This is a genomic window from Archangium gephyra (assembly GCF_049060025.1).
Taxonomy (GTDB): Bacteria; Myxococcota; Myxococcia; order Myxococcales; family Myxococcaceae; genus Archangium; species Archangium gephyra_A.
Map to the genome: position 1 here is coordinate 4,474,075 of NZ_JBMEQQ010000002.1, position 23,067 is coordinate 4,497,141.

The following is a 23,067-nucleotide window of genomic DNA, read 5'->3' on the forward strand; positions in this document are numbered from 1 at the left end:
CTACGGCCGCTTGTCCGGGGCCATCTGATGCGTCTTCGCCGGATCCTTCTCCACGGCCGGCCCGAGGATCTCGTCGATGCGGCGCATCACGTCCCCGCTCAGCTTCACCCCCGCCGCCTTCACGTTCTCCTTCACCTGATCCGGCCGCGACGCGCCGATGATCGCCGAGGCCACGTTCGGGTTCTGCAGCACCCACGCCACCGCGAGCTGCGCCAGCGACAGCCCCACCCCGTCCGCCACCGGCTTCAACTGCTGCACGCGCGTCAGCACGTCATCCGTCATGAAGCGCTGGATGAACCGCGAGCCCCCCTTCTCGTCCGTCGCCCGGCTCCCCTCCGGCGGCTTCTGCCCCGGCTTGTACTTGCCCGTCAGCACGCCCTGCGCGATCGGCGACCAGACGATCTGCCCCACCCCCAGCTCCTGCGACGTGGGCACCACCTGGCCCTCGATGACCCGCCACAGCATCGAATACTGTGGCTGGCTGGAGATGAGCTGGAAGCCCAGCTGCCTCGCCAGCGTCACGCCCGCGCGAATCTGCTCTGCCGTCCACTCGGACACCCCGATGTAGAGCGCCTTGCCCTGGCGGACCACGTCCGCGAAGGCCTGCATCGTCTCCTCGAGCGGCGTCTCCGTGTCGTAGCGGTGCGCCTGGTACAGGTCCACGTAGTCCGTCTTCAGCCGCCGCAGCGAGCCGTTGATGGACTCCAGGATGTGCTTACGCGACAGGCCCCGGTCATTGGGACCCGGGCCCGTCGGCCAGTACACCTTGGTGAAGATCTCCAGGCCCTCGCGGCGCTGGCCATGGAGCGCGCGGCCGAGCACCTCCTCGGCGCGCGTGGCCGCGTAGACGTCCGCGGTGTCGAAGGTGGTGATGCCCTCGTCGAGCGCGGCGCGGACGCACGCGAGCGCCGCCGCCTCTTCGACCTGGGAGCCATGGGTCAGCCAATTCCCGTAGGAGATCTCGCTGACCATCAGACCGCTGCTGCCGAGATGCCGGAAGTTCATGCGCCAGCATTAACCGGCTGAACGCGACGGCACCACCGGAACCTGTCCCTCCTCCACCCGTGGACGCGCCGGCAATGAAACGGTGAACACCGTCCCATCTCCCGGCACGCTGCGCACGGCGATCTCTCCCCCGAGCCGGCGCACGATGTTTCGGCTGATGGACAGTCCCAGTCCCGTCCCCGTCGAGCCCTTCGTGGTGAAGAAGGGCTGGAAGAGCCGGGACAGCACCTCGGACGGGATGCCGGGTCCCGTGTCGCTGACCTCGATGACGGCCATGTCCGCCTCGCGCCGGGCCGTGACGCGGATCTCCTTGCGCGCCCCCGTCCCCGCCTCGAGCGCCTGGGCCGCGTTGACGAGCAGGTTGACGAAGACCTGCGAGACGGGCCCCGGGCTCCCCCGCACCTCCAGGCCCCCGGGCAGCTCCGTCTGGACGCTCGCCTGCTTCATCGTGTCCATCTGGGCGATGCGCAGCGCCGAGCGGATGGCCTCGTTGAGCTCGAACCACCCGCCGGCCTCCTCGTCCGACTTCCCCAGCGAACGCATGTCGCGGACGATGTCGCTGATGCGCAGCGCTCCCTCTCGCGCGTCCAGCACCGCCTGCTCCAACTCCTCGAGGTCCACCGGCTCGCCCTGGCGCAGCGCCACCACCTGCTCCTGGATGTAGCTCAGGTTGCTGAGGACGTAGGCCGCCGGGTTGTTGATCTCATGCCCGATGCCGGCCGCCACCTGGCCCAGCGTCGCCAGCCGCTCGGAGGACGCGAGCTGGCACGCCAGGCGCCCGTTCTCCAGCGCGAGCACCACGTGGCTCGCCAGCATCGCCGCGCGATCCAGCTCCTTCCTGCTGAACATGCGCAGCCCGTCCCTGCGCATCAGGCCCAGCACGCCCAGCACCCGCTCCCCCACCGTCAGGGGATGGAGGATGACCGACGCCCCCCTCCCCAGTGCCTGCAGGGAGCCGAGCCGCCGGTCCTCCAGGCCGGGAGCCGCCAGCGCCGGCGTCCTGTCCGAGGGCAGCGATTGGACCACCCGCTCGCCGAGTTCGCTCAGCACGCCGCCCTCGGCCTCGGACTCCAGGCCGCACGCGTGCGCCACCTGGAGCCGCCCCTGCACGTCCTGCATCAGCAACACCACCGCGTCCGCCGCCATCAGGGTCCGGCTCCCCTCCACGATGGTCTGGGGAATCCGATCGAACTCGTTCGTCTCGAAGAAGGACTGGCTGGCCCGCACCAGGTCCGCCGAGGCGTTGAGCCGGTAGCGGTCGAGCGCGCGCGTGACGCACGCGTACATCTCCCGGATGTTGAAGGGCTTGCGGAGGAGGTCGAACGCACCGGCCCGCATGCACTCGATGGCCGTCTCCACCTCGGCATAGCCGGTGGCGACGATGACCTCGGTGGCCGGCAGCACCTGCTTGACCTGGCGCAGCAATTCCAGCCCACTCATGAAGGGCATGCGCACATCGGTGATGATCAGGCTGGGCGAGCACTCGCGCAGGAGCTTCAGGGCGGCCTGGCCGTCGGACGCCTCGGTGACGGCGTAGCCCTCCTGCTCGAGCTGGTAGCGCAGCAGCAGGCGCATGTCCCGCTCATCATCCACGACGAGGATCTGTTCAGGCAGAGGGGAACTCACGCGGAGACCTCCGTGGGGTGCGACGGCGCCACCGGGAACCACAGCCGCATCGTGGTGCCGGCACCGGGGGCCGTCTCCACGCCGATGCGGCCACCGTGCGACTCGACGATGCTGCGGGTGATGGACAGTCCCAGCCCCGTCCCCTTCCCCTCCGGCTTGGTGGTGAAGAAGGGATCGAAGATGCGCTGGCGCACGTCCGGGGACATGCCGCTCCCGGTGTCCGTCACGAACAGCTCCAGGCCGTCGCGCGCCGGGGTGACACGCGCCCCGATGGACACCGTTCCTCCCGGAAGCGTGGCATCCACGGCGTTGCCCACCAGGTTCAGCAATGCGGACTCCATCTCCGGCACGTTGCCCTCCAGCCCGGGAAGGTCCGCCGGGGATTCGATGATCTTCAGCAGCACCTGGCCGCGCTGGGCCTCGCCGCTGGCCAGCTCGCGCACGCGCTCGAGCATGCACCCCACCTCGATGCGCTCGCGCGAAGGCCCGCTCCTGCGCGAGAAGTCCAGCAGCGTGCGCACCAGCCGGGCACAGCGCTGGGTATGCGTCTCGATGTACGTGAAGGCCGAGCGCGACGCCTCGTCCAGCGTGGGCCTCATCAACTGGGCCTGCGCGAAGCCGAGGATGATGCCCAGGGGGTTGTTGAGCTCGTGCGACAGGCCGGCCACGAGCGTGCCCACCGCCGCCATCTTCTCCGACTGCACCAACGACTCGCGCAGCCGCTGCACCTCGCGCAAATCCCTCGCGATGCAGACGTGCCCCAGCACCGCTCCCGCCGCGTCGAGGACACGCGACAGGGTGAGCTGCACGGGGATGTCCCCCGCCTGCCGCGTGAGGAGCGAGAGCTCCGCCTCCACGGGCTCGCCGCCCCCCGCGCGGGCGAACAGCCCGGTGACGAGCTCGCGCGACGCCTCGGGCACCACCCGCTCCAGGAAGGACATCCCCAGCATCTCCATCCGCGGCCACCCGAAGAGCTTCTCCGCCGCCTCGTTGCACACGAGCACCCAGCCCTCCGCGCCCACCATGAGGATGGCGTTGGGCGAGGAGGAGGTGATCTGCGCCAGCAGCGAGAGGTGCTCGCGCGAGCGCTCCAGCTCGGCGCCGCGGTGGGCGAGCCGCTCGAGCATCAGGTTGAAGGTGCCCGCGATGGCGCCCAGCTCGTCCCCGGTGCGGACCTGGATGCGCTCGCTCAGGTCTCCTCCGTCGATGATGCGCCGCATGGAGACCTGGAGCTGATGGAGCGGGCGCATGAGGAGCCGGGTGCGCCAGAAGATCAGCAGCAGCAGCAGCACCGCCGTCACCACCCCGCCCTGGATCATCCGCTGGCGCAGCACCTCCACCGGGCCGGAGATGCGCTCGGCCGGCACGGAGAGGACCAGGGACCAGCCGAAGCCATGCTCCCGCGCGAAGCCCTCCACCGGGACCACCAGGTAGAACATCCCGTCGATGAGCGCCGTGTTGTGTCCGCCGGGCCCGGTGGACAACGCCTTCAGCTCGCCAATCACCCGCGCGGGCAGCTCACCGGTCAGCGCCCGCTCCCCCTCCAGCAGCACCACCCCGAGCCCCTGGCGCGCGGCGCCCCCTCCCACGAACGAGAGATCGAACCGGGCGACCAGGGCCCCTTCGGTGTGCTGCTGGTAGAGGACGGGGAAGGCGAAGAGCACGCGCGGCCCACTGCCCTCGGAGATGACCAGGGCCTGGGGCTGGCCGTCGCGGACCCCGGGCCACCAGGACGCCTCCGCGAAGGACTCGACGCTCTCGCTCCGGCCATTGCGGGCGATGACGCGCCCCATGAAGTCCAGCAGCCAGAGATCGCCCTCCTCGCTGCCCTGGCCGGGCAGGCTCAGCCGCTGCATGAGGGGCTCGAGGTAGTCGCTCCGGCCCAACGTATCGATGACGCTGTTGGTCATGAACGGGTTGGAGGCGAGCGACTGCGCCGCGTTCCACCGCAGTTGGAGCTGCTCGTCGAGGGTGTCCGAGGCGAAGCGGGCCAGCTCGAGCAGATGCTCCCGGCTCGCCGTCTCGAGTGCCCCATGCGCTCCGCGGGACACGGTGGCGACGAGGACGCCCACCATGACCAGATCGATGAGCAGGAAGAAGAGGAGGAGCTTGCCTTGGAAGCTCCGGAGGAGGTTCACGGTGGTTCCTACGGCTGGGCGGGCACCAGCACGCCGCGTGGGTTGAAGGTGACCATCCTGAAGTCCGAGGGGCTCAGCGCCTCGTGGCGGGATGGAGTGAAGGCGGGGCGATAGGTGCGCACCAGGCCTTCGTAGGGGCCCAGATGCTCCAGCGCGTCGCGCACCCGGGCACGCTCGGTGGACTTCGCCTTCTGGATGGCGAGCGCGAGCAGCCAGACGGCGTCATGGGCCTGGGCCGTCCCCGCCGCGCTGAAGATGTCCTCCTCGGAGCGGGTACCGAACATCGCGTGGTACTTCGCGGCGGCCGCCCTGGCGCGCGCGCTCCGGTTGCCCACGAAGGAGAAGGTCTGCACCACCCGCAGGTCCACCGCGGAGAGGGCCTCACCCGCCCGCTGCGCGAAGTCCCCTCCGGTGATGCCCGAGTGCGCATAGAGGGGAAGCCGGTGGCCCGGAGGCCTGCGCGCCACCGTCTTCACGAGGGCCGCCCCCTCGGGCGCGTTGGCCACCAGGAGGAGGGCCTCGGCGCCCGCCCGCTCCACCGCGGCCACCTGCGGCTCCATGTCCGCATCCGCCCAGTTGAACCACTGCACGGACACGGGCTTCCTCCCGCGCCGGGCCAGGGCCGCGGTGATGGCCTTCTCGTTGCTGCGGCCCCAGGCGGTCTTCTCCAGGATGACGGCGAGCCGCTCGTGACCCCGCGCGAATGCCCGCGCGACCAGGAAATCCCCCACGCGCTCGTCGTCCAGGGAGATCCGGAAGGTGTAGTTGGGCGTCAGCTCGTGCTGGACCACGCCGGTGGCCGCCGCCCAGGGGCTCACGATGATGAGCTGGTGCTCATGGATGAAGCCCAGGTTCTGGATGACCGGAGGGCTGTGCAGCCCCGTGAGGATGGCCACCAGGTGGGGCATGCGCGCGAGCTCCGGCAACTGCTCCGTCGCCCGCGCGGGCACGCCGTGGTGGTCCCTCACCACCAGCTCCAGCTTCCGCCCCCCCAGCAGCCCTCCCTGGGCGTTGATCTCCGAAATGGCGAGCAGCGCCCCCCGGCGGATGGCCTCACCCGCCAGCGCCGAGCCGGGCTCATGTCCGCGTGCAGCGCCAGGACGATGGGCGCCTTCTCCTGTGCCACGGCCACGCCGCAGCACAGCAGCGCGAGGCCGAACAGTCCTGGCAGCAGTCGTCTCATGGCGCCCCCGGAGAATCCTGGGAGGCCAGACTATATGCGCCCGGCGCCCTGGAGCCACGCCGCCCGGCGTCCCGGCGCTCTCTCAGCGCTTGAGATTGCGGAAGGGGTTGTTGAAGGGCTCGGCCGAGGGCTTCTGCGCGGCCGGAGCCTTGCCGCTCCCCTGCTTGTCGGCCGCCGGAGCGGGCGCTGGGCGTGCCTGGTTCCCGGAAGAGCGAGGAGCCCCGACGGCCGCCGCCCCCGAGGTGCCCTCCGTGACGGCGCGCACGGACAAGGCGAGGCGCTTGCGGACGAGGTCCACGCTCAACACCTTCACGGTCACCCGGTCACCCACCTTCGCCGCCTCGCTGGGGTCCTTGATGAAGCGGGTGGAGAGCTGGGACACGTGGACGAGCCCGTCCTGGTGCACGCCCACGTCCACGAAGGCCCCGAAGGCGGTGACGTTGGTGACGACGCCCTGGAGCACCATCCCCTCCTTCACGTCCTCCAGCTTCTGCAGGTCCTCGCGGTAGGAGGGCGCGGTGAAGTCGCCACGCGGATCCCTGCTGGGCTTCTCCAGCTCGGCGAGGATGTCCTTGAGCGTCAGCTCGCCCAGGTCCGGCCCCAGGTAGCGCTTGGGGTCGATCTTCCGCACCAGCGCGGCGTTGCCCACGAGCTGCTTCACGTCCACGCCCAGGTCCTTCGCCATGCGCTCCACGACGCCGTAGCGCTCGGGGTGCACGGCGCTCGCGTCGAGGGGCTCGGGGCCATGGACGCGCAGGAAGCCGGCGGCCTGCTCGAACGTCTTCGGGCCCAGTCCGCTCACCTTGAGGATCTCGCGGCGCGTGGTGAAGCGGCCCTTGGCCGCGCGGTGCGAGACGATCTTCTTGGCCAGCGTGGGGCCGATGCCGGACACGTGCTCCAGGAGCTGCGGCGACGCGGTGTTGACGTCCACGCCCACGGCGTTGACGCACGAGTCCACCACCTCGCCCAGCTTCTTCTTGAGCATGCCCTGGTCCACGTCGTGCTGGTACTGCCCCACGCCGATGCTCTTGGGGTCGATCTTCACCAGCTCGGCGAGCGGATCCTGCAACCGGCGGCCGATGGACACCGCGCCGCGCAGCGACACGTCCAGGTCGGGGAACTCGTCGCGGGCCACCTCGGAGGCCGAGTAGATGGAGGCGCCCTGCTCGCTCACGGACACCACGGGCACCTGCGAGCCGAGCGCCTTGAGCACCTCGCGCACGAAGGTCTCCGCCTCGCGGCTGCCGGTGCCGTTGCCCACGGCGATGCAGCTCGGGCTTGTGCTTGAGGATGATGGCCCCGCACTGCCTGGCGGCGGCGGCGCGCTCACTGCCGCTCTTCTCGGAGTAGAGCGTGGCGGTGTCCACCAGCTTGCCGGTGCCATCCATCATGGCGGCCTTGATGCCGGTGCGCAGGCCGGGGTCCAGCGCGAGCACGGGGCGGCTGCCCGCGGGCGCGGTGAGCAGCAGGTGGCGCAGGTTCTGCCCGAAGACGCTGATGGCCTCGCGGTCCGCGCGCTCCTTGAGCTCGTTGCGCAGCTCGGACTCCAGCGAGGGGCCCATGAGCCGGTCCCACGAGTCCTCCACCGCGGCGCGCAGCTCGGGGGCGAACGGCGACTGGGGCTTCGTCACCACGCGCGAGGACAGCGTCCCCTTCACCTCATCATCCGGGAGGGCGAGCTGGATGCGCAGCACCTCCTCGGCCTCGCCGCGCAGCAGCGCGAGAATCCGGTGCGAGGGCGCCTTGGACAGGTCCTCCTCGTGGTCCGCGTAGTTGTCGAACTTGGTGGCCTCGCCCTTCTTCTTGGCGACGACGGCCGAGCGCAGGCGGCCCTTCTGCACGCACATCTCGCGGGCGGTGCGGCGCAGGCCCGCGTCATCGGCCACGCGCTCGGCGCAGATGTCCCGCGCCCCGGCGAGCGCCGTCTCCAGGTCCGGCACCTCCTTGCCCGCGTCGACGAACGCGCGCGCACGGGCGGCCACGTCGTCCTTCTTCCCGGCCTCCTGCTTCCAGAGCAGGTCCGCGAGCGGCTCCAGGCCCCGCTCCCGGGCGATGGCCGCGCGGGTGCGCCGCTTGGGCTTGTAGGGGAGGTACAGGTCCTCCAGTTCCGTGCGCGTCCTGGCCCGCTGGAGCGCCTGGCTCAGCTCCGGGGTGAGCTTCCCCTGCCCCTCGATGGTGCGCAGGATGGTTTCCCGGCGTGAGTCCAGCTCGGCGCGCTCGGCGGCCCGGTCCAGGATGGCCTGGATCTGGACCTCGTCGAGGCCGCCGGTGGCCTCCTTGCGGTAACGGGCGATGAAGGGGACGGTCGCCCCCTCCTCGCTCAGGGCGAGGGTCCGGTCCACCTGCTCGGGCTTGAGGCCCAGTTCCTTCGACAGCTCGATGGCGTAGGCGTGCATGGCGACACAAACCCTACACCATCCCACATGAAAAGGCGAGCCCCCCTCCGGCGCCTCTGACAGCCCCTCCGCGCCCCCACCGGCCAGGCGGGGACGCGGAGGCCCTGACGCGAGCCTCAGGGCTTGTCGGACGGCACTTCACCGGTGAGCACGCAGAAGAGCGCCACCGGGTCGCACTTCACCGGGAAGGTGGGGTTGATGCCCGAGCCGCGGTAACGGCCCACGGACGGATCCGGGTTCGGATCGCACTTGGTCTCGTCGGGCACATTCACCTTGTCCTTCTTGCCATCGCCATTGGCATCGGTGTCGAGCTCGATTTCCTTCGAGCAGCTCACCACCGGCCAGATGCCCTTGACCGTGTACTCGGCGGTGCAGCCGTTCTCGGAGTAGTGCAGCTCGGCGGTGAACTGCGTGCCCGGGATTTCCGGCGTGTTGTAGATGCGCAGGTTGGACCACGCGTAGGTGAGGCTGACGGGAGCCTTGCTGACGCCGCCGTACCGCGACTCCAGCCGCGCCGCGGTGAGCGTGGGCACCTCGCAGAAGTTGTCCTCACCCGGGGCGTCCGTCATCAGCTCGCCCACCGAGTTCGGCTGTAGGGGAGCGTCTGGATCGAGCAGCGTGTCCTTGTGCGCCAGCTCGCCGCCGATCTTCTGGGGGCGCATGGTCACCGAGTCCGGGGCGCTGGGGTCCTCGCTGAAGTACTTCTCCAGGCCCACGCGCTCCGGCTTGAGCTGGGCGCACGCCTGGCTCGCGTCCTGCCCCTCCTTGAGCGTGTAGACGGTGGCGAAGGTCCCCTTGGCCACCACGCACTGCGGATCCTGCTGATAGGTGCCACAGGCACCCAGGGTGGAGACGGCCAGCACCGCGCCCGTGCCCAATCCAATCAATCGAAGGTTCATGGCGTTTCTCCCAGGTGCTCGCACTAGAAGCTCAGCTTCATCCCGAAGCGGATGGACCGAGGCGCCTGGTATGAGGTCGGCTTCTTGAAGTTGGGGTTGATATCGCCCGAGGGGAGACGCGCGGGCTTCTCCACCGGCGTGTTGGCGGCGTAGACCTTGACCTTGCAATCGCCCTCCGGCTGCCGGCAGGCCTCCACATCCGCCGCCGAGCCGCCCCCCTCGATGGGGTGCACCTGGGTGAAGGTGAACGTCTGGTCCATGCCCGTCACGCCCTGGAAGTTGAAGACGTTGAAGACGTCCAGGGTGAGGCTGAGCGTGTAGTTGCCGAACAGCTTGCGGTTGATGCCCACGTGCGTGTCCAGGTTGTGGATCCACGGCAGCTCGCCCGCGCTGCCACGCGGCAGGATGAACGTCTCCGAGCCGCTGCGCCGCGGGTGGTAGCCCAGGTAGTTGAGCGGCGCGCCCGAGCGGACCCGGTAGCCCCCCCCCACGTTGAGGCTCAGGTCCTTGCCGAGCTGGAACTCCTTGGCGCCGAAGGCCTTGAAGGCATGCGTGCGGTTGCCGGGCAGCGGGCCGTCACGGTTGACGGTGAGCGACAGCAGATCGAAGTCGCGCGTCAGGTTGGGCGAGAGCTGGCCGGTATCCGCGCGGAACAGGCCCGAGTAGTTGCCCTGCAGCGAGGACCAGGTGTAGCTGACCTGGGCCAGCCACTGATTGGAGAAGGCCTTGGTGTAGTAGACGTTCACCGCGTCGTAGTCGCGGCGCGCCACCGGGAAGTCCCCCGAGTAGCCCTTGCCCGGGTTGCCCAGGAAGAAGGTGGTGCCGTCATCGCGGCTCATGTCCTCGATGACGTCGTTGAGGTAGCGCCGGGTGTACATCAGGCCCACGCGCCCGAGCAGCACCTCGTACTCGCCGCCCACGACGAACTCGTCGCTGGACTGGGCGCGAATCCTCGGATCCACCGGCACGCGATCTCCGCCCTCGGAGAGCCACTTCTGGCTGGAGCTTCTCCGGGCCACCGACGACCCGCCGGTTGTCGTCCGTGTTGCAGTCCCCACCCGGCTGCAGGTCGGCGGCCTCCAGGGGATTGCACCGGGGCGCGTTGTAGGTGGCCGACAGGAGCTGCTGCTGGGGGAACGACAGGACGGCCATGTCGAGCGGGATGTTCTCGTAGAAGCGCGCGTAGTTGACGAAGAGCTTGGAGCGTCCCTGCTGGGTGAAGTCGTAGATGACGCCGATGCGGGGCGACCACTGGTGGGGCAGATGCAGGCCCACCTTGCCATCCAGGCCCCAGATGGTCTGCGTGTCGTAGCGCACGCCCGCGTTGACCGTCACCTTGTCGAGGATGGACCAGCTATCCTGGACGAAGCCACCGATCGTCATCGAGGTGGTGGTGCCCCGCAGGCTGCGGAGGGGCACGGGCTGGTCCGGCGCCTCGAGGTAGCCGTACTGGACCCGGCTCTCGAAGCCGGTGCCGTCCAGGGTCTCGCGGAAGGTGGTCAGCCCGGTGCGCGCGCGGTCGAGGAAGAAGCTGGCGCCCTCGGCGTCCACGCCGGCCTTGATGACGTGGTGGCCGAGCGCCTCGAGCAGGTAGGTGCCCAGCACCTTGCCCTGGTAGCGGTCCATCTTCGAGATGTTGATGGTGCCGGACCCACCGCCCACGTACGAGGTGACGGGGCAGCGGGTGGCGTACATCCCCGCGGGCATCCCCGCCGGAGAGTCACAGACGGATGGGTCCGCAAGCTGCTCGTACTCGGTGATGCTGTGCCAGTCGCGCCGCGTCACCCCACCCGACACGTTGCGCGAGCGCCGCCAGGTGACGTTGGGCATCGCGGAGAGCCCCCTGTCCGAGGAGAGGCCCGAGCCATCGGACGGGAGGGTGGTGGCGTCCTGACGGTGCCAGCCGGCCATCGCGTCGATCAGCAGCGACTTGTTGAAGAAGGAGGAGCTCTGCTTGGCCACCACGTCCATCGCGCTGCTCGTGCGGCGCGTGGCGATGGAGTCATAGGCCCCCTGGACGTAGGCCGTGCACGACAAGCCCTCGCACACCTCGGGGGCGCCATCGCGGCTGAAGGCGTAGCGGTTGGCCCCGCCCGACCAGGTCGGCGTGCCGTACACCGACAGCGACAGGCTGTGGTCCTGGTTGAAGAGGTAGGTGAGCTTGCCGATGTACTGGATGGTCCGCTCGTCCGCGAAGCGCTCCGTCCGGGCGCCCGCGATGGGCGTGGCGATCTGGTAGCCCGTGGCGGTGTCCTTGCGCGGCACGCCAATGTCCGAGCAGCCGATGTCGTCGTTCTTCTCCGTGCAGATGTCCAGGACGCTGAGCTGCCGCGCCACCTGGATGCGGTTGAACGCCGGAGCCACACCCGCGAAGAACCACAGCTTGTCCTTCACGATGGGGCCACCCAGCTCGAAGCCGAAGTCCCCCTGGTTCCACGGCGTGCCCTTGGCGGAGATGACGCTGCCGGCCTGCTGGATCTCCGGACCCGCCGTCTGCAGGATGCCCGGGGCCACGTTGCCGAACACGGAGCCATGGAACTCGTTGGAGCCGGACTTGGTGACCACGTTCATCACGCCGCCCGTGGAGCGGCCGTACTCGGGCATGTAGCCACCGGTGATGACGTTGACCTCCTTGACGAACTCCACCGAGAGCGGCGTGCCGATGGTGCCCACGGACGGGTCGTTCACCGACAGGCCATCCACCACGAACTGGTTCTCCGGCGAGGTGCCACCGTTGATGCTCACGCCGTAGGTGTCCTCCTGGGCACCCGGCGCCATCTCGGCCAGGGACTCGAAGGAGCGCGAGGCCGAGCCCTTCGAACCCGGACGGCTCACCGCGAGGTTCCTCAGCATGGTGGCGTCCACGCTCATGCCCGAGGTGCTCGAGGCCACGTCCACCGTCGGCGCAGAGGCCGTGACGGTCACTTCCTCGCTCAGGCCCCCCTCCGGCAGCAGCTCCACGTTGAAGCGGATGGTGCGGTCGATGCGGAGCTGGATGTCACCGCGCGAGAAGGGACGGAAGCCCTGGGCGTCCACGCGAATCGTGTAGTTGCCCGGCGGCAACTGCGGAATCCGGTACTGGCCGCTGCCATCGGAGACCACCGTCTGCTCGCCCTGAAGGCTCGGAGAGGTGGCCGTCACCACCGCGTCCTGCAGTGGCTTCTTGTCGGCCGAGTTGATGATTTTGCCGGTGATGACCGCGGTGCCGGCCCATGTGCTGGTCCCGGCGAGCAACAGCAGGACACACCACGCGCGAGCAAGTCGTACGTGCGAAGACAAGATGAAGACCCCTCCTGGGAAGTGGGTCACACCTTAGTCACATTTTCGAAAGTTGGGAATTCAACGCGCGTAGCGCAGGATTCGCTCCACGCGGTAATGGCCCGGCGGTTCCACCGGCCGCAGCAACATCAGCTCCGCGGGCAGGCCCACCCGCAGGGCGCGCTCGCCGCGGTGCGGCAGGGGCAGCGTGTCCCCCACGTTGATGTCCCTGGAGCTGTCCCCGGAGGGCAGCGGCACGGCGGTGAGCCCGGTGCCGTCCACCTCCTCCACGGCGCCGTAGACGCGCAGGTCTCCCAGCTCCTCGATGACGCCCGCGAGCACGACGGAGGCCGTGCCCTCGTGGGTGCGCACCGCCTGGGCCGCGGCCACGCCCACGTCCGCGAGGAAGGCGTCCCCCGCCTCGCCGAAGACATGCGCGCCCCGGATGACGAGGTGCAGCATGCCCTTGCTGTCATTGAGGGGAATGGACTCGTAGCGCTGGAGGTCCGCGTGCTCCACCGCGCCGCTGGCGAGTGCCTCCAGGGCGGACACCAGGGCCACGAAGTTGAGCCGGAGCAGCGGCTCGTCGGGCTCGGCCGAGGGCCACGGGCCGGTCTCGATGAGCACGGTCGGGGTGCCCCAGCGCACCAGGTTGTCGCCGAAGGCGCGGACCTCGAAGGAGTCGTCGTAGCGGCCGATCTGCCCGGGCGCGAGCGGCTCGAGGGCATCCCGGATGACGGCGCAGACCTTCTTGGCGAGCACCCGTCCCGGGTTGTCGCTACGCGATGCGTCGAAAGGCGGGGCGAGCAGGGAGATGGAGGCGGGCCGGCGCGAGCCCTCCCCCACCGCCGTGCGCCAGCTCTGGTTGTGGAGGTTGAAGCCGAGCGACGGCTGGAGCCTGTCGCGGAGCGCCTTGAGGGTGCGGCCCTCGGGCGTCTGGAGCGCCAGGGCGTCGCGGTTGACGTCGATGCCTTGCGCGTTGCGCCGTTGGAAGCGCTCGGCGCCGTCGGGGTTGAGCATGGGTACGGCGTGCAGAGTGAGCGCGGAGAGCAACCGGGCCACCCGGGGGTGCTCGCGGTGGCGGCGGAGGTACTCGAAGAGGTCCAACAGGGCCGTGGTGGCGGTGGGCTCGTCCCCGTGCATCTGGGACCAGAGGAGGATGTGCCGGGGACCGGAGCCCACGCGGACGAGGTGGAGCGGGCGGTCTTCCACGGAGCGTCCTACCTCTTCCACCTGGAAGAGGTCCGGCGCCGACTGGTGGAGACGGCGGAGCTGCGCCTGCACGTGCGGGTGGCGGACGAGCGCGGGGGGCGGCAGGCCCTGGAGGCGGACGTCGGCCCAGAGGGCGAAGAGCTGCCTGGGGGGTGGAGGGGGCGGTCACGATGATCCTCTCTTTATCCGGTGGGTGCCCCGGAGGCGCGGATGGGATTATGACGGGAACCCATGCTGCCCGAACCCATCCGCAACGCGATCGACGTAGCCAGTAATGCCGTCTGGGGGCCCTGGACGATGGCCCTCTTGTTGGGAACTGGTGTGTTCCTGACGGTCCGGCTGCGGTTCGTACAGGTGACGCACTTCCGCGAGGGACTGCGGGCCATGGTCCCGGCCCGGGCGAGCGGCGCTGGAACGCTGAGTCCCTTCCAGGCCTTCATGACGGCGCTCGGCGCGTCGATTGGTACGGGCAACATCGCGGGCGTGGCCACGGCCATCGTGAGCGGCGGACCGGGCGCGTTGTTCTGGATCTGGGTGTACGGCTTCTTCGCCACGGCCATCAAGTTCTGCGAGGCCGTGCTGGGCATCCAGTACCGCAAGGTGGAAGGAGACCGGCTGTCGGCGGGCCCCATGCACTACCTGAAGGACGGGCTCGGCTCGCCGAAGCTCGCCTGGCTCTACGCGGCCATCGCGGGTGTGGCCGCGCTCACGACGACGCCCTTCACCCAGCCCAACTCCATCGCCGTGGTGCTGCAGAGCCAGTTCGCGATTCCCCCGCTGTACTCGGGCCTGGGCCTCGCGGTGCTCACGTGGCTGGTGGTGATTGGCGGCGTGAAGAGCATCGGCCGTGCGGCCGAGAAGCTCGCGCCGCTGAAGGTGGGGCTGTACCTGGTGGGAGGACTCATCGTCATCGTCACGCACGCCGCGCAGCTGCCGTCGGTGTTCGCGCTCATCTTGCGCGAGGCGTTCGCCACGGAGGCGATTGGAGGAGGTGCGCTCGGGGTGGGAATGATGACGGCCATGCGCTACGGGCTCGCCCGGGGCATCTACGCCAACGAGGCGGGGTACGGCACGGCGGCGGTGGCGTACGGCACGGCGCAGACGGATGCACCGGTGAAGCAGGGACTCCAGGCGGTGATGGAGGTGTTCATCGTCTCGTGCGTCACCTCGACCATCAGCGCGCTGGTGATTCTGGCGAGCGGTGCGTGGACGTCCGGGCTGACGAGCACGGCGGTGGTGGCGCAGGCCTTCAACACGGCGATTCCCACGGTGGGCGGGTGGGTGGTGGCCTTCTGCGCCTTCCTGTTTGGCTACACCACGCTGATTGGCTGGGCGTACTACGGCGAGCAGTTCCTCGAGTACGCCTTCGGCCTGCGCATCACCAAACCGTACCGGTGGATCTACTGCGGCCTGGTCGTCTTCGGCGCCATCGGCAAGGTGGAGACCATCTGGGCCTGGGGCGATCTGATGAATGGCCTGCAGGTGTTCCCCAACATCGTGGGCCTGATTGGCTTGAGCGGCGTGGCCGCCTCGGTGCTGCGCAAGCCCAAGACGCAGGCATCACAGGTGGGCACCGCCACGCCTCCGCAAGCCTGAGGGGGTAGCCTCGGAGACATGAGCCTTCCGGCTTCCATGAAGGGGTGGGCGCTCCTCGGTGTGCTGCTGAGCGCCTGTGTCACATTGGACCTGTTCCGCCTCGAGGACCTCTCCTCCGTCATCGTCTGCACCGAGCGCTTCGTCGACGCCTGCAAGCGCCTGGGCCTGGACGGCGTGGTCTTCCATCCCCTGCCAGCCAGGGCGTGAACACCTCTCCACTCAGGAGGAGAACGTGATCAGCGACAGGCTCAGCGCTCGAAGACGGCCTGCCCGCCCACCACCGTCAGCACCACCTTCGCATCACGAATCGTCTCCGGCGGCACGCGGGTCAGGTCCCGGTCGATGAGGACGAGGTCCGCCAGCTTGCCCGGCTCCAGCGTGCCCTTCTCCTGCTCCTCGAAGGAGGCATGGGCCCCGCCGAGCGTGTAGGCCCGCAGCGCGTCCTCCACGCCGATGCGCTGCTCGGGCACCCAGCCGCCGGGGTTCCGGTCATCCAGCGTGCGCCGGGTCACCGCGGCGTAGATGCCCTCCAGCGGCGTGGGCGGCGCCACGTACCAATCACTGCCGAAGGCCACCCTCGCCTCCGCGTCCAGCAGGGACTTGAAGGCATAGGTCGTCTTCGCCCGCTCGGGGCCGATGACGCGCTCCGCCCAGCGGCCATCGTCGATGGCGTGGTAGGGCTGCATGCTCGCGATGACTCCCAGCTCCGCGAAGCGCTTCACGTCCCCGGGCGCGATGTGCTGCGCGTGCTCGATGCGGAAGCGCCGGTCTCTCGGCCCGTTCTCCGCCGCCACCCGGGCGAAGGTGTCGAGCTGGAGCCCGATGGCCCGGTCCCCGATGGCGTGGACCATCACGTGCAGCCCCGCCTTGTCCGCGCCGGAGACCCAGCGGTAGAGGTCCTCGGGCGTGTTGACGAGCAGTCCCTTGTCCGCCGGTGCGTCGGTGAAGGGCTGGTGGAAGGCGGCGGTGTGTGAGCCGAGCGAGCCGTCCACGTACCCCTTGAGCCCACCGATGCGCAGCCACGTGTCGCCCCGCCCGCGCCCGGCCACGGTGTCCCGCAGGCGCTCCCAGGTCTCGAGTGGAACGGCGGCGTAGATGCGGGTGCGCAACCGGCCGGCCGCGTGCGCGCGCTCGAAGATGGCCAGCTCCTCCCAGGTGCCCATGTTCTGCACCGAGGTGACACCCTGCTCGGCCACGTAGCGCATGGCGGCCTCCAGCGCGCGGTCGCTCAGCTCCGCCGGGGGCGGAGGCCTCACCCGGTCCACGAGCGCCTGGGCGTTGTCCTTGAGGATTCCGGTGGGCTCGCCCTGGGGGCCTCGCACGATGGTGCCGCCGGGCACCTCCTGCGTCGCGGCCGTCACCCCCGCCGCCCGGAGCGCCGCGCTGTTGGCCAGGCTCATGTGCCCGTCCAGGCGGTTGACCCACACCGGGTGGTCCGGCGTCACGGCGTCGATCCACTCGCGGCGCGGCAGCTCCCCGCCCCACAGCTCGTGGTCCCAGTCACCACCGGTAATCCACGTGCCTTTCGGGACGGCGGCGACGAAGGCCTTCAGGCGCGCGGTGAACTCGGCGGGCGTCTTCGCTTCGCGAAGCTGCACGGAGGCGAGCCGGTGGCCACCATCGATGAAGTGCACGTGCGCGTTGTTGAAGCCAGGGACGAGGAACTGCCCCTTCGCATCGATGACGCGCGTGCCGGCGCCCACGAGTCCCCGCACCTCGGCGGTGGAACCCACGGCGGCGAGCCGCTCGCCCCGGATGGCCACGGCCTCGGCCCAGGGCTGGCGCGGGTTCCCGGTCCACACCCGGGCATTCAGGACGGCCAGGGTCGCCGGCTCCCCGGAGCCAGGAGCCGTTCGAGGCGACGTGGCGCACCCCACCAGGGTGAGCACGAGGAGGATCATCACCATCGGACGCATCACCGGCAGCTCCTTTGTCGCGAGTCTCAGTGGATGATTCGGTGCACCTGCTCCAGCAGCAGCGCGCACACCAGCCCGCCGTAGGTGCCCAGCACGTAACCGGCCACCGCCAGCATGACCCCCACGGGCGCGAGCGATGGGTGGAAGGCCGCCGCCACCACCGACGCCGAGGCCGCTCCGCCCACGTTGGCCTGCGAGCCCACGGCCGCGAAGAAGACGGGCGCCCGCAGCAGCCGCCGCGTCCCCAGGATGAAGGCGGCGTGGATGGCCATCCACACCATGCCCACCGCCACCAGCGCGGGCGCGTCCAGCAGCCGCCGGAAGTCGGCCTTCGCGCCAATGGTCATCACCAGCACGTAGAGGAACAGCATGCCCACCCGGCTGGCTCCGGCGCCCTCCAGCTTGCGCAGGGGGGTGAACGACATCGCGACGCCCACCGTCGTCACCAGCAGCACCACCCAGGTGAAACCCGTGATGATGGTGCCGATGTCCGGCAGGGCCTTCGCCAGCGCCGTGCACGCCACCGTGGTGCCGAACCCGAGGGTGAGGATCCACACCAGGTCCGTGAGGCTCGCGGGCCGGAGCACCGAGGCCTGGAAGCGCTCCATCTGCCCGCGCACCACGTCGATGGCCCGCCGATCCGCGCCCATGCGCGTGTCCATCGCCAGCTCGCGGCCCGCGAAGTAGAGCAGCACCGCCGTCCACATGTTCGACACGCCCACGTCCACGACCACCATCATGCTCAGGACGTCTTCCCGCGTGCCGACGCTCTGCCCGATGGCCACGAAGTTGGCACTGCCGCCGATCCACGAGCCGCTGAGCGCCGCCAGTCCCTTCCAGGCCTGCTCCCCGAGGTCCGCCGGCACCAGCCAGCCCAGCAGCAGGTAGGCGATGGGCCCTCCGAGCACGATGCCCGCCGTGCCCGCCAGGAAGAGCACCACCGCGCTGCGCCCCAGCCGGGAGATGGCCGGCAGATCCATCGACAGCACCTGGAGCACCAGGCTCGTCGGCAGCAGGTACGCCGACACGAAGCCGTAGAGGTCCGACTTCGTGGGGATGATGCCCGTGTTCGACAGCAGCGTGGGCACGAAATAGACGAGCACGAGGATGGGCAGGACCTTGAAGACGCGCCCCACCACCGGGTGCCGCTCGGCGTAGAACAGCAGCGCCAGCACGGCCAACAGCACCGCGAGCACCGCCACCGGACTCTGGATGAGCGGCTCCGTCATGGAGTGGACTGCGGCTCCACGCCGAGCCCGGGCCCGTCACCCAACCGGATGCGCCCCTCCACCACCGGGTGCCCCCGGAAGGGGTCCGCCGAGATGAGCAGGTTGCCGTCCAGGTCCAGCCAGTCCACCAGGGGCCCCAGGTGCGCGCCCGCGGCGATGCCCACCGACGTCTCCACCATGCACCCCAGCATGATCTTCAGCCCGCAGGAGCGCGCCGTCTCGATGATGCGCAGCGCCTCGCGGATGCCGCCGCACTTCTGCAGCTTCACGTTGATGCCGTGGTAGCCCTCGGCCAGCTTCGGCACGTCCGAGGCCATCATCAACGCCTCGTCCGCCACCAGCGGCAGCGGCGAGCGCTGGCGCAGCCACTTCGCGCCCTCGACGTCCGCCGCCGGGAGCGGCTGCTCCACCAGCTCGACGCCCTGCGTCGCCAGCCACTCGATGTGCTTCAGCGCCTCGTCCGGCGTCCAGGCCTCATTGGCATCCACCCGCACCGTCTTGGGGGTGGCGGCCCGCACCGCGCCGAACATCTCGCGCACCGACTGCGCGCCGAGCTTGATCTTCAGGATGGGGTACGGCTCGGCGTCGCGCACCTTCTGGGCCATGGCCGCCGGGTCGTCGATGCCGATGGAGAACGACGTGATGGGCATCCGCGACGGGTCCAACCCCAGCATCCGGTAGAGCGGCACCCCGAGGCGCTTGCCGGCCAGGTCATGTAGCGCGATGTCCAGCGCCGCCTTCGCCGCGTGGTTGCCCGGCAGGGCCTCCTCGATACGCTCGGACAGGACGCGGAAATGACGCGGGTCGCCATCGAGCGCCGGGGCGAGCTTCTCCATCGCGGCGGTTACCGTCTCGGCGGACTCGCCGTAGCGGACGTTGGGGGCGGCCTCGCCCCGGCCGACCAGGCCCCCTTCGCGGAGCTCGACGATGACGTTGCGCTTCGAGGTGCTGGTCCCCCGCGCGATCGTCCAGGCGTGGCGGAGGGGTAGCTCGATGACTCGGACATCCATCGGAAGTGACATGCGATGAGCCTCCCAGGGAGAGCCGCCATTACCATAGACTGGCGGCATGCGCCCCCTGTTCTTCGCTCTCGCCCTCCTGGCCGTGCCGGGTTGTGGCCATGCCGCAGCCCCGTCCCGAAGCGCCCCGCCCCGGGCGGCCGAGGAGATGCGCACGCTGCTCACCGAGCTCATCGCCGTGGATACCTCCAACCCGCCGGGCAACGAAACCGCCGCCGCCCAGGTGGCCGCGCGGTGGCTGCGCGAGGCCGGCATCGAGTCCCAGCTCTTCGAGCCCGTGCCCGGACGCGCCCACCTGATCGCCCGCCTGAAGGGCACCGGCGGCGCCCGCCCCGTGCTGGTGCTCGCCCACCTGGACACGGTCCCCGCCCGCAGGGAGGAGTGGGCCTCGGACCCGTGGACGCTCACCGAGCGCGACGGCTTCCTCTACGGGCGCGGCGTCCAGGACAACAAGGGCATGGCCTCGGCCAGCGTGCTGGCGCTGCGGCGGCTCAAGCGCGACGGGGTGAAGCTGAAGCGCGACGTGGTGCTGGTGCTCAGCGCGGACGAGGAGGCGGGCGGCAAGGCCGGCATCGACAAGCTGCTGGAGCACCACCCCGAGCTGCGCGAGGCGGAGCTCGCCATCAACGAGGGCGGCCTCACGGAGCTGACCGAGGACCGGAGCCGGGTGCGCTTCGTCAACCTCCAGGCCGCGGAGCGCGTGTCGCGCAACGTGACGCTGAAGGCCACCGGCCCCGGCGGACACTCCTCCGTCCCGCCGGCCGCGCCCAACCCCATGGTGCGCCTGGCGGCGGCGGTGGCCCGCGTCGGAGCGCTCACCTTCCCCACGCGGCTCACCCCCGTCACCCGGCTGAACGTGGAGGGCCGCGTGAAGGTGACGGGCGGCGAGCTGGGCGAGGCCCTCAAGCAGCTCGCGGCCTCACCGGACAACCCGCCCCAGGAGGCGGTGGACGCCATCGCCCGGCTGGAGCCGGCCCTGGCCGCCGTGCTGCGCACCACCTGCGTGCCCACCATCTTCAACGCCGGCACCCGGTCCAACGTCATCCCCGCCACCGCCGAGGCCACCGTCAACTGCCGGCTGCTCCCGGACGAGGACATCCAGGCCTTCCGCGCCCGGCTCGTCGAGGCGGTGGGTGACAGCGGCATCCAGGTGGAGCTGAACATGACGCCGCCGGACTCGCCCGCCTCGCCGGTGGGCGACAACGCGATGTTCCGGGCCGCCACCGCCGCCGCGAAGAAGGTGTGGCCGGGCGCTCCCGTCTTCCCCCGCATGTCCACCGGCACCACCGAGTCCAGCGAGCTGCGCCGGGCGGGCATCCACGCCTATGGCATCGATCTCTTCGCCCTCACGCCGGACGACGCCCGCACGGCCCACGCTCCCAACGAGCGGATTCCCGCGGCCTCGCTCCAGCCCGGCGCCGAGTTCGTCTACCAACTCCTGTCCGAGCTGACGAAGTAAGCGCCCGGACCCCTTCCCCAGCAGCACCCGAGCGAGCCCCCATGAAGACCCCGACAAAGACCCGAGTTCCGCTGTATCTGGTCCTGCTGGCCTCCACGCTGACGGCGTGCGCGTGGCAGGCAAGGCCCACACCCGAGGAGCAAGGCCCCGTGGCGAAGATCTGGAGGAAGAGCGCGCAGACGCGTGACTTCGAGCGTTTCATCCGCGAGGGCACCGCGCTCACCGCGGAAGGGGCGCTCGAGCTCGACGCGGCGACGGCCCGCTCCGAGGCCGATCCCTTCCCCAGCCACACTCCGCCCAACGCGCAGACGCCGCTGGCCGCGGGCAGCTACGTGTTCGGCAACGCCGCCTCGGAGGAGCACACCATCTCCGGCGGCTTCGACAACGTGGTGCCCTCCTTCGACGTGCTGACGCCGCCGGGCACGTGGGTGCGGCTGACGCTCGCCGCGCGCGTCGAGGGCCAGTGGACGAAGGACTACGACTTCGGCGTCTGGGCCTTCGACAAGGGCACGGTGGCGCGCCACAGCAAGGACCGGCAGGAGGACGAGAGCGGCAAGGTCTTCACCGACACGCTGGTGCTCAAGAAGAAGGCCGACGCCCTGCGGATGAAGGTGTGGCTCTTCTCCTCCAAGCCCGGGGTGAGCCCGCGCGTTCGTGCGCTCACGGCGGCGATGACGGACTCGGGCCGCAAGGCCGCGGACGAGCCCTCGGACAAGCGCGCCTGGGGAACGGTGCTGGAGGTGCCGGGCCGCTCGCAGATGCTCTACCCGCCGGATGGAGGCGTCTGGTGCTCGCCCACCTCGGTGTCGATGATCCTGGCGTACTGGGGCAAGAAGCTGGGCCGCAACGAGCTGGTGGTGCCGGTACCGGTGGCGGCCGAGCACACGTATGACACGGTGTACGAGGGCACGGGCAACTGGCCCTTCAACACCGCCTACGGCTCGGCCATCGGGGACGGGGCGTTGACCGGGCTGGTGGCGCGCTTCGACTCGTTCACGCAGGTGGAGCGGCTCATCGCCGAGGGGATTCCCGTCAGCATCAGCATCGCCTACGAGAAGGGGGAGCTGAGCGGCTCGCCCGTGCAGCGCTCGGACGGGCACCTCATCGTGGTGAAGGGCTTCACGCCGGAGGGGGACGTCATCTGCAATGACCCCGCCTTCCCGAACGACGAGCTGGTGAACGTGACGTACAAGCGCCAGGAGCTGCTGAAGGCGTGGGACCACTCGCGCCGCTCGGCCTACGTGCTGTGGCCGTCGGGCACTCCCCTGCCCGCGGGCGCGCTCACCTTCGTGCAGTGAGGCCTGTGGGGCTCAGGAGCCGCTGCGGGGGAAGTAGAACTGCACGGTGTAGTCGTAGGCCGTCAGGTCGAGCCGTTGGTCGAGAAACGGCGAAAGCATGGCGGCCTGGGCCTCTGTCTCGATGAGGTACCAGCCCGCCATCGGGTTGTCCTCGCCGAGACCGAGGATGCGCCGCAGCCGCTCCTTCGTGGCGCCGTGTAGTTCATAAGCGGCCACCAATTCTTGTGGATGCGCTTGAACCGGTTTCACGTATGCCAGGACACAGGGCCGGGTCCTTTGAGCCTCCCAGTGGTCGAGGGAGTAATCGTAAGGAGCCGTGAGGTCGAGCGGGAAGCGCAGGTAGGGCGCCAGCCTGTCAGCCACCTCCGGCTGGGTGATGCGCCATCGGACGTGGTGACCCACGTCCTCCACCGGAGGGCCCAGGAGCGCACGCGTCTGCGCATCAGGTACGAGCGGGAGCTGATACTCGAAGACGAGATCATCTTCGTCTTTCCGGAAGACGAGTATCTCCCAACGCGCCGGCTGTCTGCCTGGAGAAGAGTCCGCAAGAGGCGTACGCGTATTGACCTCGCCTTCAAGGAAGTAGTCGTAGGTGTCGAGCTGGAGCGGCATACCCAACAGCCGTTCGAACCGGACAGCCTGCTCGCCCGTCTGAATGGGATAGGAGTGGAGCAGATCGGGCTCGTTCTCATCATCGGGGAGCCCCAACGCATCCCGGAGCTGGGCCGCGGAGGCATCGGGCAGGGCATGTCTGGCGACCAGACTCTCTGGCAGGTCTTTCCTTCGAGCGGAGATGATCCAATCCGAACCTGTTGGGACCATTTCATTCCTTG

The 23,067-nt window shown here is 69.8% G+C and carries 15 protein-coding genes and 1 pseudogene; 4 read left to right on the forward strand and 12 right to left on the reverse strand.

All coding sequences use genetic code 11. The features are described 5' to 3' along the window. The 8 genes and pseudogenes from ACN28I_RS19500 to ACN28I_RS19535 form a co-directional block, all read right to left on the reverse strand. A complete protein-coding gene (locus ACN28I_RS19500) occupies positions 1–1,005 on the reverse strand; it encodes an aldo/keto reductase family protein (protein ID WP_420943486.1) in 1,005 nt (334 codons plus the stop codon). A gap of 9 nt (positions 1,006–1,014) precedes the next feature. After that, positions 1,015–2,631 (reverse strand): response regulator, encoded by a 1,617-nt coding sequence (locus ACN28I_RS19505; protein WP_420943487.1) that lies wholly within the window; start codon positions 2,629–2,631, stop codon positions 1,015–1,017. Continuing rightward, entirely contained in the window at positions 2,628–4,769 is a 2,142-nt protein-coding gene (locus tag ACN28I_RS19510) for an ATP-binding protein (RefSeq protein ID WP_420943488.1), read from the reverse strand. Before ACN28I_RS19510 ends, ACN28I_RS19505 begins: the two co-directional genes overlap by 4 nt. An 8-nt stretch (positions 4,770–4,777) precedes the next feature. After that, complete coding sequence (locus ACN28I_RS19515) at positions 4,778–5,911, reverse strand: ABC transporter substrate-binding protein (RefSeq protein ID WP_420943489.1); 1,134 nt, start codon at positions 5,909–5,911, stop codon at positions 4,778–4,780. A 123-nt stretch (positions 5,912–6,034) separates the two neighbouring features. Continuing rightward, positions 6,035–8,348, reverse strand: a pseudogene (locus ACN28I_RS19520) (Tex family protein). A 116-nt stretch (positions 8,349–8,464) separates the two neighbouring features. Continuing rightward, positions 8,465–9,247 (reverse strand): hypothetical protein, encoded by a 783-nt coding sequence (locus ACN28I_RS19525; protein ID WP_420943490.1) that lies wholly within the window; start codon positions 9,245–9,247, stop codon positions 8,465–8,467. A gap of 825 nt (positions 9,248–10,072) precedes the next feature. After that, entirely contained in the window at positions 10,073–12,526 is a 2,454-nt protein-coding gene (locus tag ACN28I_RS19530; protein ID WP_420943491.1) for a TonB-dependent receptor, read from the reverse strand. Between the two features lie 60 nt (positions 12,527–12,586). Then, positions 12,587–13,789: a M14 family metallopeptidase gene (locus ACN28I_RS19535; protein ID WP_420943492.1), complete on the reverse strand. Its 1,203-nt coding sequence runs from the start codon at positions 13,787–13,789 to the stop codon at positions 12,587–12,589. Positions 13,790–13,948: 159 nt separating this feature from the next. Between ACN28I_RS19535 and ACN28I_RS19540 the strand changes: the two genes are divergently transcribed. Together ACN28I_RS19540 and ACN28I_RS19545 are read left to right on the forward strand one after the other, a co-directional pair. Next, complete coding sequence (locus tag ACN28I_RS19540; protein WP_420943493.1) at positions 13,949–15,313, forward strand: alanine/glycine:cation symporter family protein; 1,365 nt, start codon at positions 13,949–13,951, stop codon at positions 15,311–15,313. 18 nt (positions 15,314–15,331) lie between these two features. After that, positions 15,332–15,520, forward strand: a complete 189-nt coding sequence (locus ACN28I_RS19545; RefSeq protein WP_420943494.1) for a double-CXXCG motif protein — start codon at positions 15,332–15,334, stop codon at positions 15,518–15,520. A 41-nt stretch (positions 15,521–15,561) separates the two neighbouring features. Here ACN28I_RS19545 and ACN28I_RS19550 read toward each other — a convergent pair whose 3' ends face one another. The 3 genes from ACN28I_RS19550 to ACN28I_RS19560 are packed head-to-tail and all read right to left on the reverse strand — an operon-like array spanning position 15,562 to position 19,480. Beyond that, positions 15,562–17,229, reverse strand: coding sequence for an amidohydrolase (locus ACN28I_RS19550; RefSeq protein ID WP_420948668.1), 1,668 nt, complete (start codon positions 17,227–17,229; stop codon positions 15,562–15,564). A 26-nt stretch (positions 17,230–17,255) separates the two neighbouring features. Then, a complete protein-coding gene (locus tag ACN28I_RS19555; RefSeq protein ID WP_420943495.1) occupies positions 17,256–18,458 on the reverse strand; it encodes a DUF819 domain-containing protein in 1,203 nt (400 codons plus the stop codon). Next, the gene (locus tag ACN28I_RS19560) at positions 18,455–19,480 is read right to left on the reverse strand and encodes a dipeptide epimerase (RefSeq protein ID WP_420943496.1); all 1,026 of its coding nucleotides are present in this window, start codon (positions 19,478–19,480) and stop codon (positions 18,455–18,457) included. Before ACN28I_RS19560 ends, ACN28I_RS19555 begins: the two co-directional genes overlap by 4 nt. A gap of 46 nt (positions 19,481–19,526) precedes the next feature. On the opposite strand from ACN28I_RS19560, the gene ACN28I_RS19565 reads away from it, so the two are divergent. Next, positions 19,527–20,936, forward strand: coding sequence for a M20/M25/M40 family metallo-hydrolase (locus tag ACN28I_RS19565; RefSeq protein ID WP_420943497.1), 1,410 nt, complete (start codon positions 19,527–19,529; stop codon positions 20,934–20,936). A 41-nt stretch (positions 20,937–20,977) separates the two neighbouring features. After that, positions 20,978–22,234, forward strand: coding sequence for a C39 family peptidase (locus ACN28I_RS19570; protein ID WP_420943498.1), 1,257 nt, complete (start codon positions 20,978–20,980; stop codon positions 22,232–22,234). Between the two features lie 12 nt (positions 22,235–22,246). On the opposite strand, the gene ACN28I_RS19575 is transcribed toward ACN28I_RS19570, so the two are convergent. Then, entirely contained in the window at positions 22,247–23,056 is an 810-nt protein-coding gene (locus ACN28I_RS19575) for a DUF7683 domain-containing protein (RefSeq protein WP_420943499.1), read from the reverse strand. Between the last annotated feature and the right edge of the window lie 11 nt (positions 23,057–23,067).

Bases quoted from the DNA above. Each gene is read 5' to 3' on its own strand.
- ACN28I_RS19500 (WP_420943486.1), bottom strand. From the start codon at position 1,005: ATGAACTTCCGGCATCTCGGCAGCAGCGGTCTGATGGTCAGCGAGATC.
- ACN28I_RS19525 (WP_420943490.1), bottom strand. From the start codon at position 9,247: ATGAACCTTCGATTGATTGGATTGGGCACGGGCGCGGTGCTGGCCGTC.
- ACN28I_RS19540 (WP_420943493.1), top strand. From the start codon at position 13,949: ATGCTGCCCGAACCCATCCGCAACGCGATCGACGTAGCCAGTAATGCC.
- ACN28I_RS19545 (WP_420943494.1), top strand. From the start codon at position 15,332: ATGAGCCTTCCGGCTTCCATGAAGGGGTGGGCGCTCCTCGGTGTGCTG.
- ACN28I_RS19550 (WP_420948668.1), bottom strand. From the start codon at position 17,229: ATGCGTCCGATGGTGATGATCCTCCTCGTGCTCACCCTGGTGGGGTGC.
- ACN28I_RS19555 (WP_420943495.1), bottom strand. From the start codon at position 18,458: ATGACGGAGCCGCTCATCCAGAGTCCGGTGGCGGTGCTCGCGGTGCTG.
- ACN28I_RS19560 (WP_420943496.1), bottom strand. From the start codon at position 19,480: ATGTCACTTCCGATGGATGTCCGAGTCATCGAGCTACCCCTCCGCCAC.
- ACN28I_RS19565 (WP_420943497.1), top strand. From the start codon at position 19,527: ATGCGCCCCCTGTTCTTCGCTCTCGCCCTCCTGGCCGTGCCGGGTTGT.
- ACN28I_RS19570 (WP_420943498.1), top strand. From the start codon at position 20,978: ATGAAGACCCCGACAAAGACCCGAGTTCCGCTGTATCTGGTCCTGCTG.
- ACN28I_RS19575 (WP_420943499.1), bottom strand. From the start codon at position 23,056: ATGGTCCCAACAGGTTCGGATTGGATCATCTCCGCTCGAAGGAAAGAC.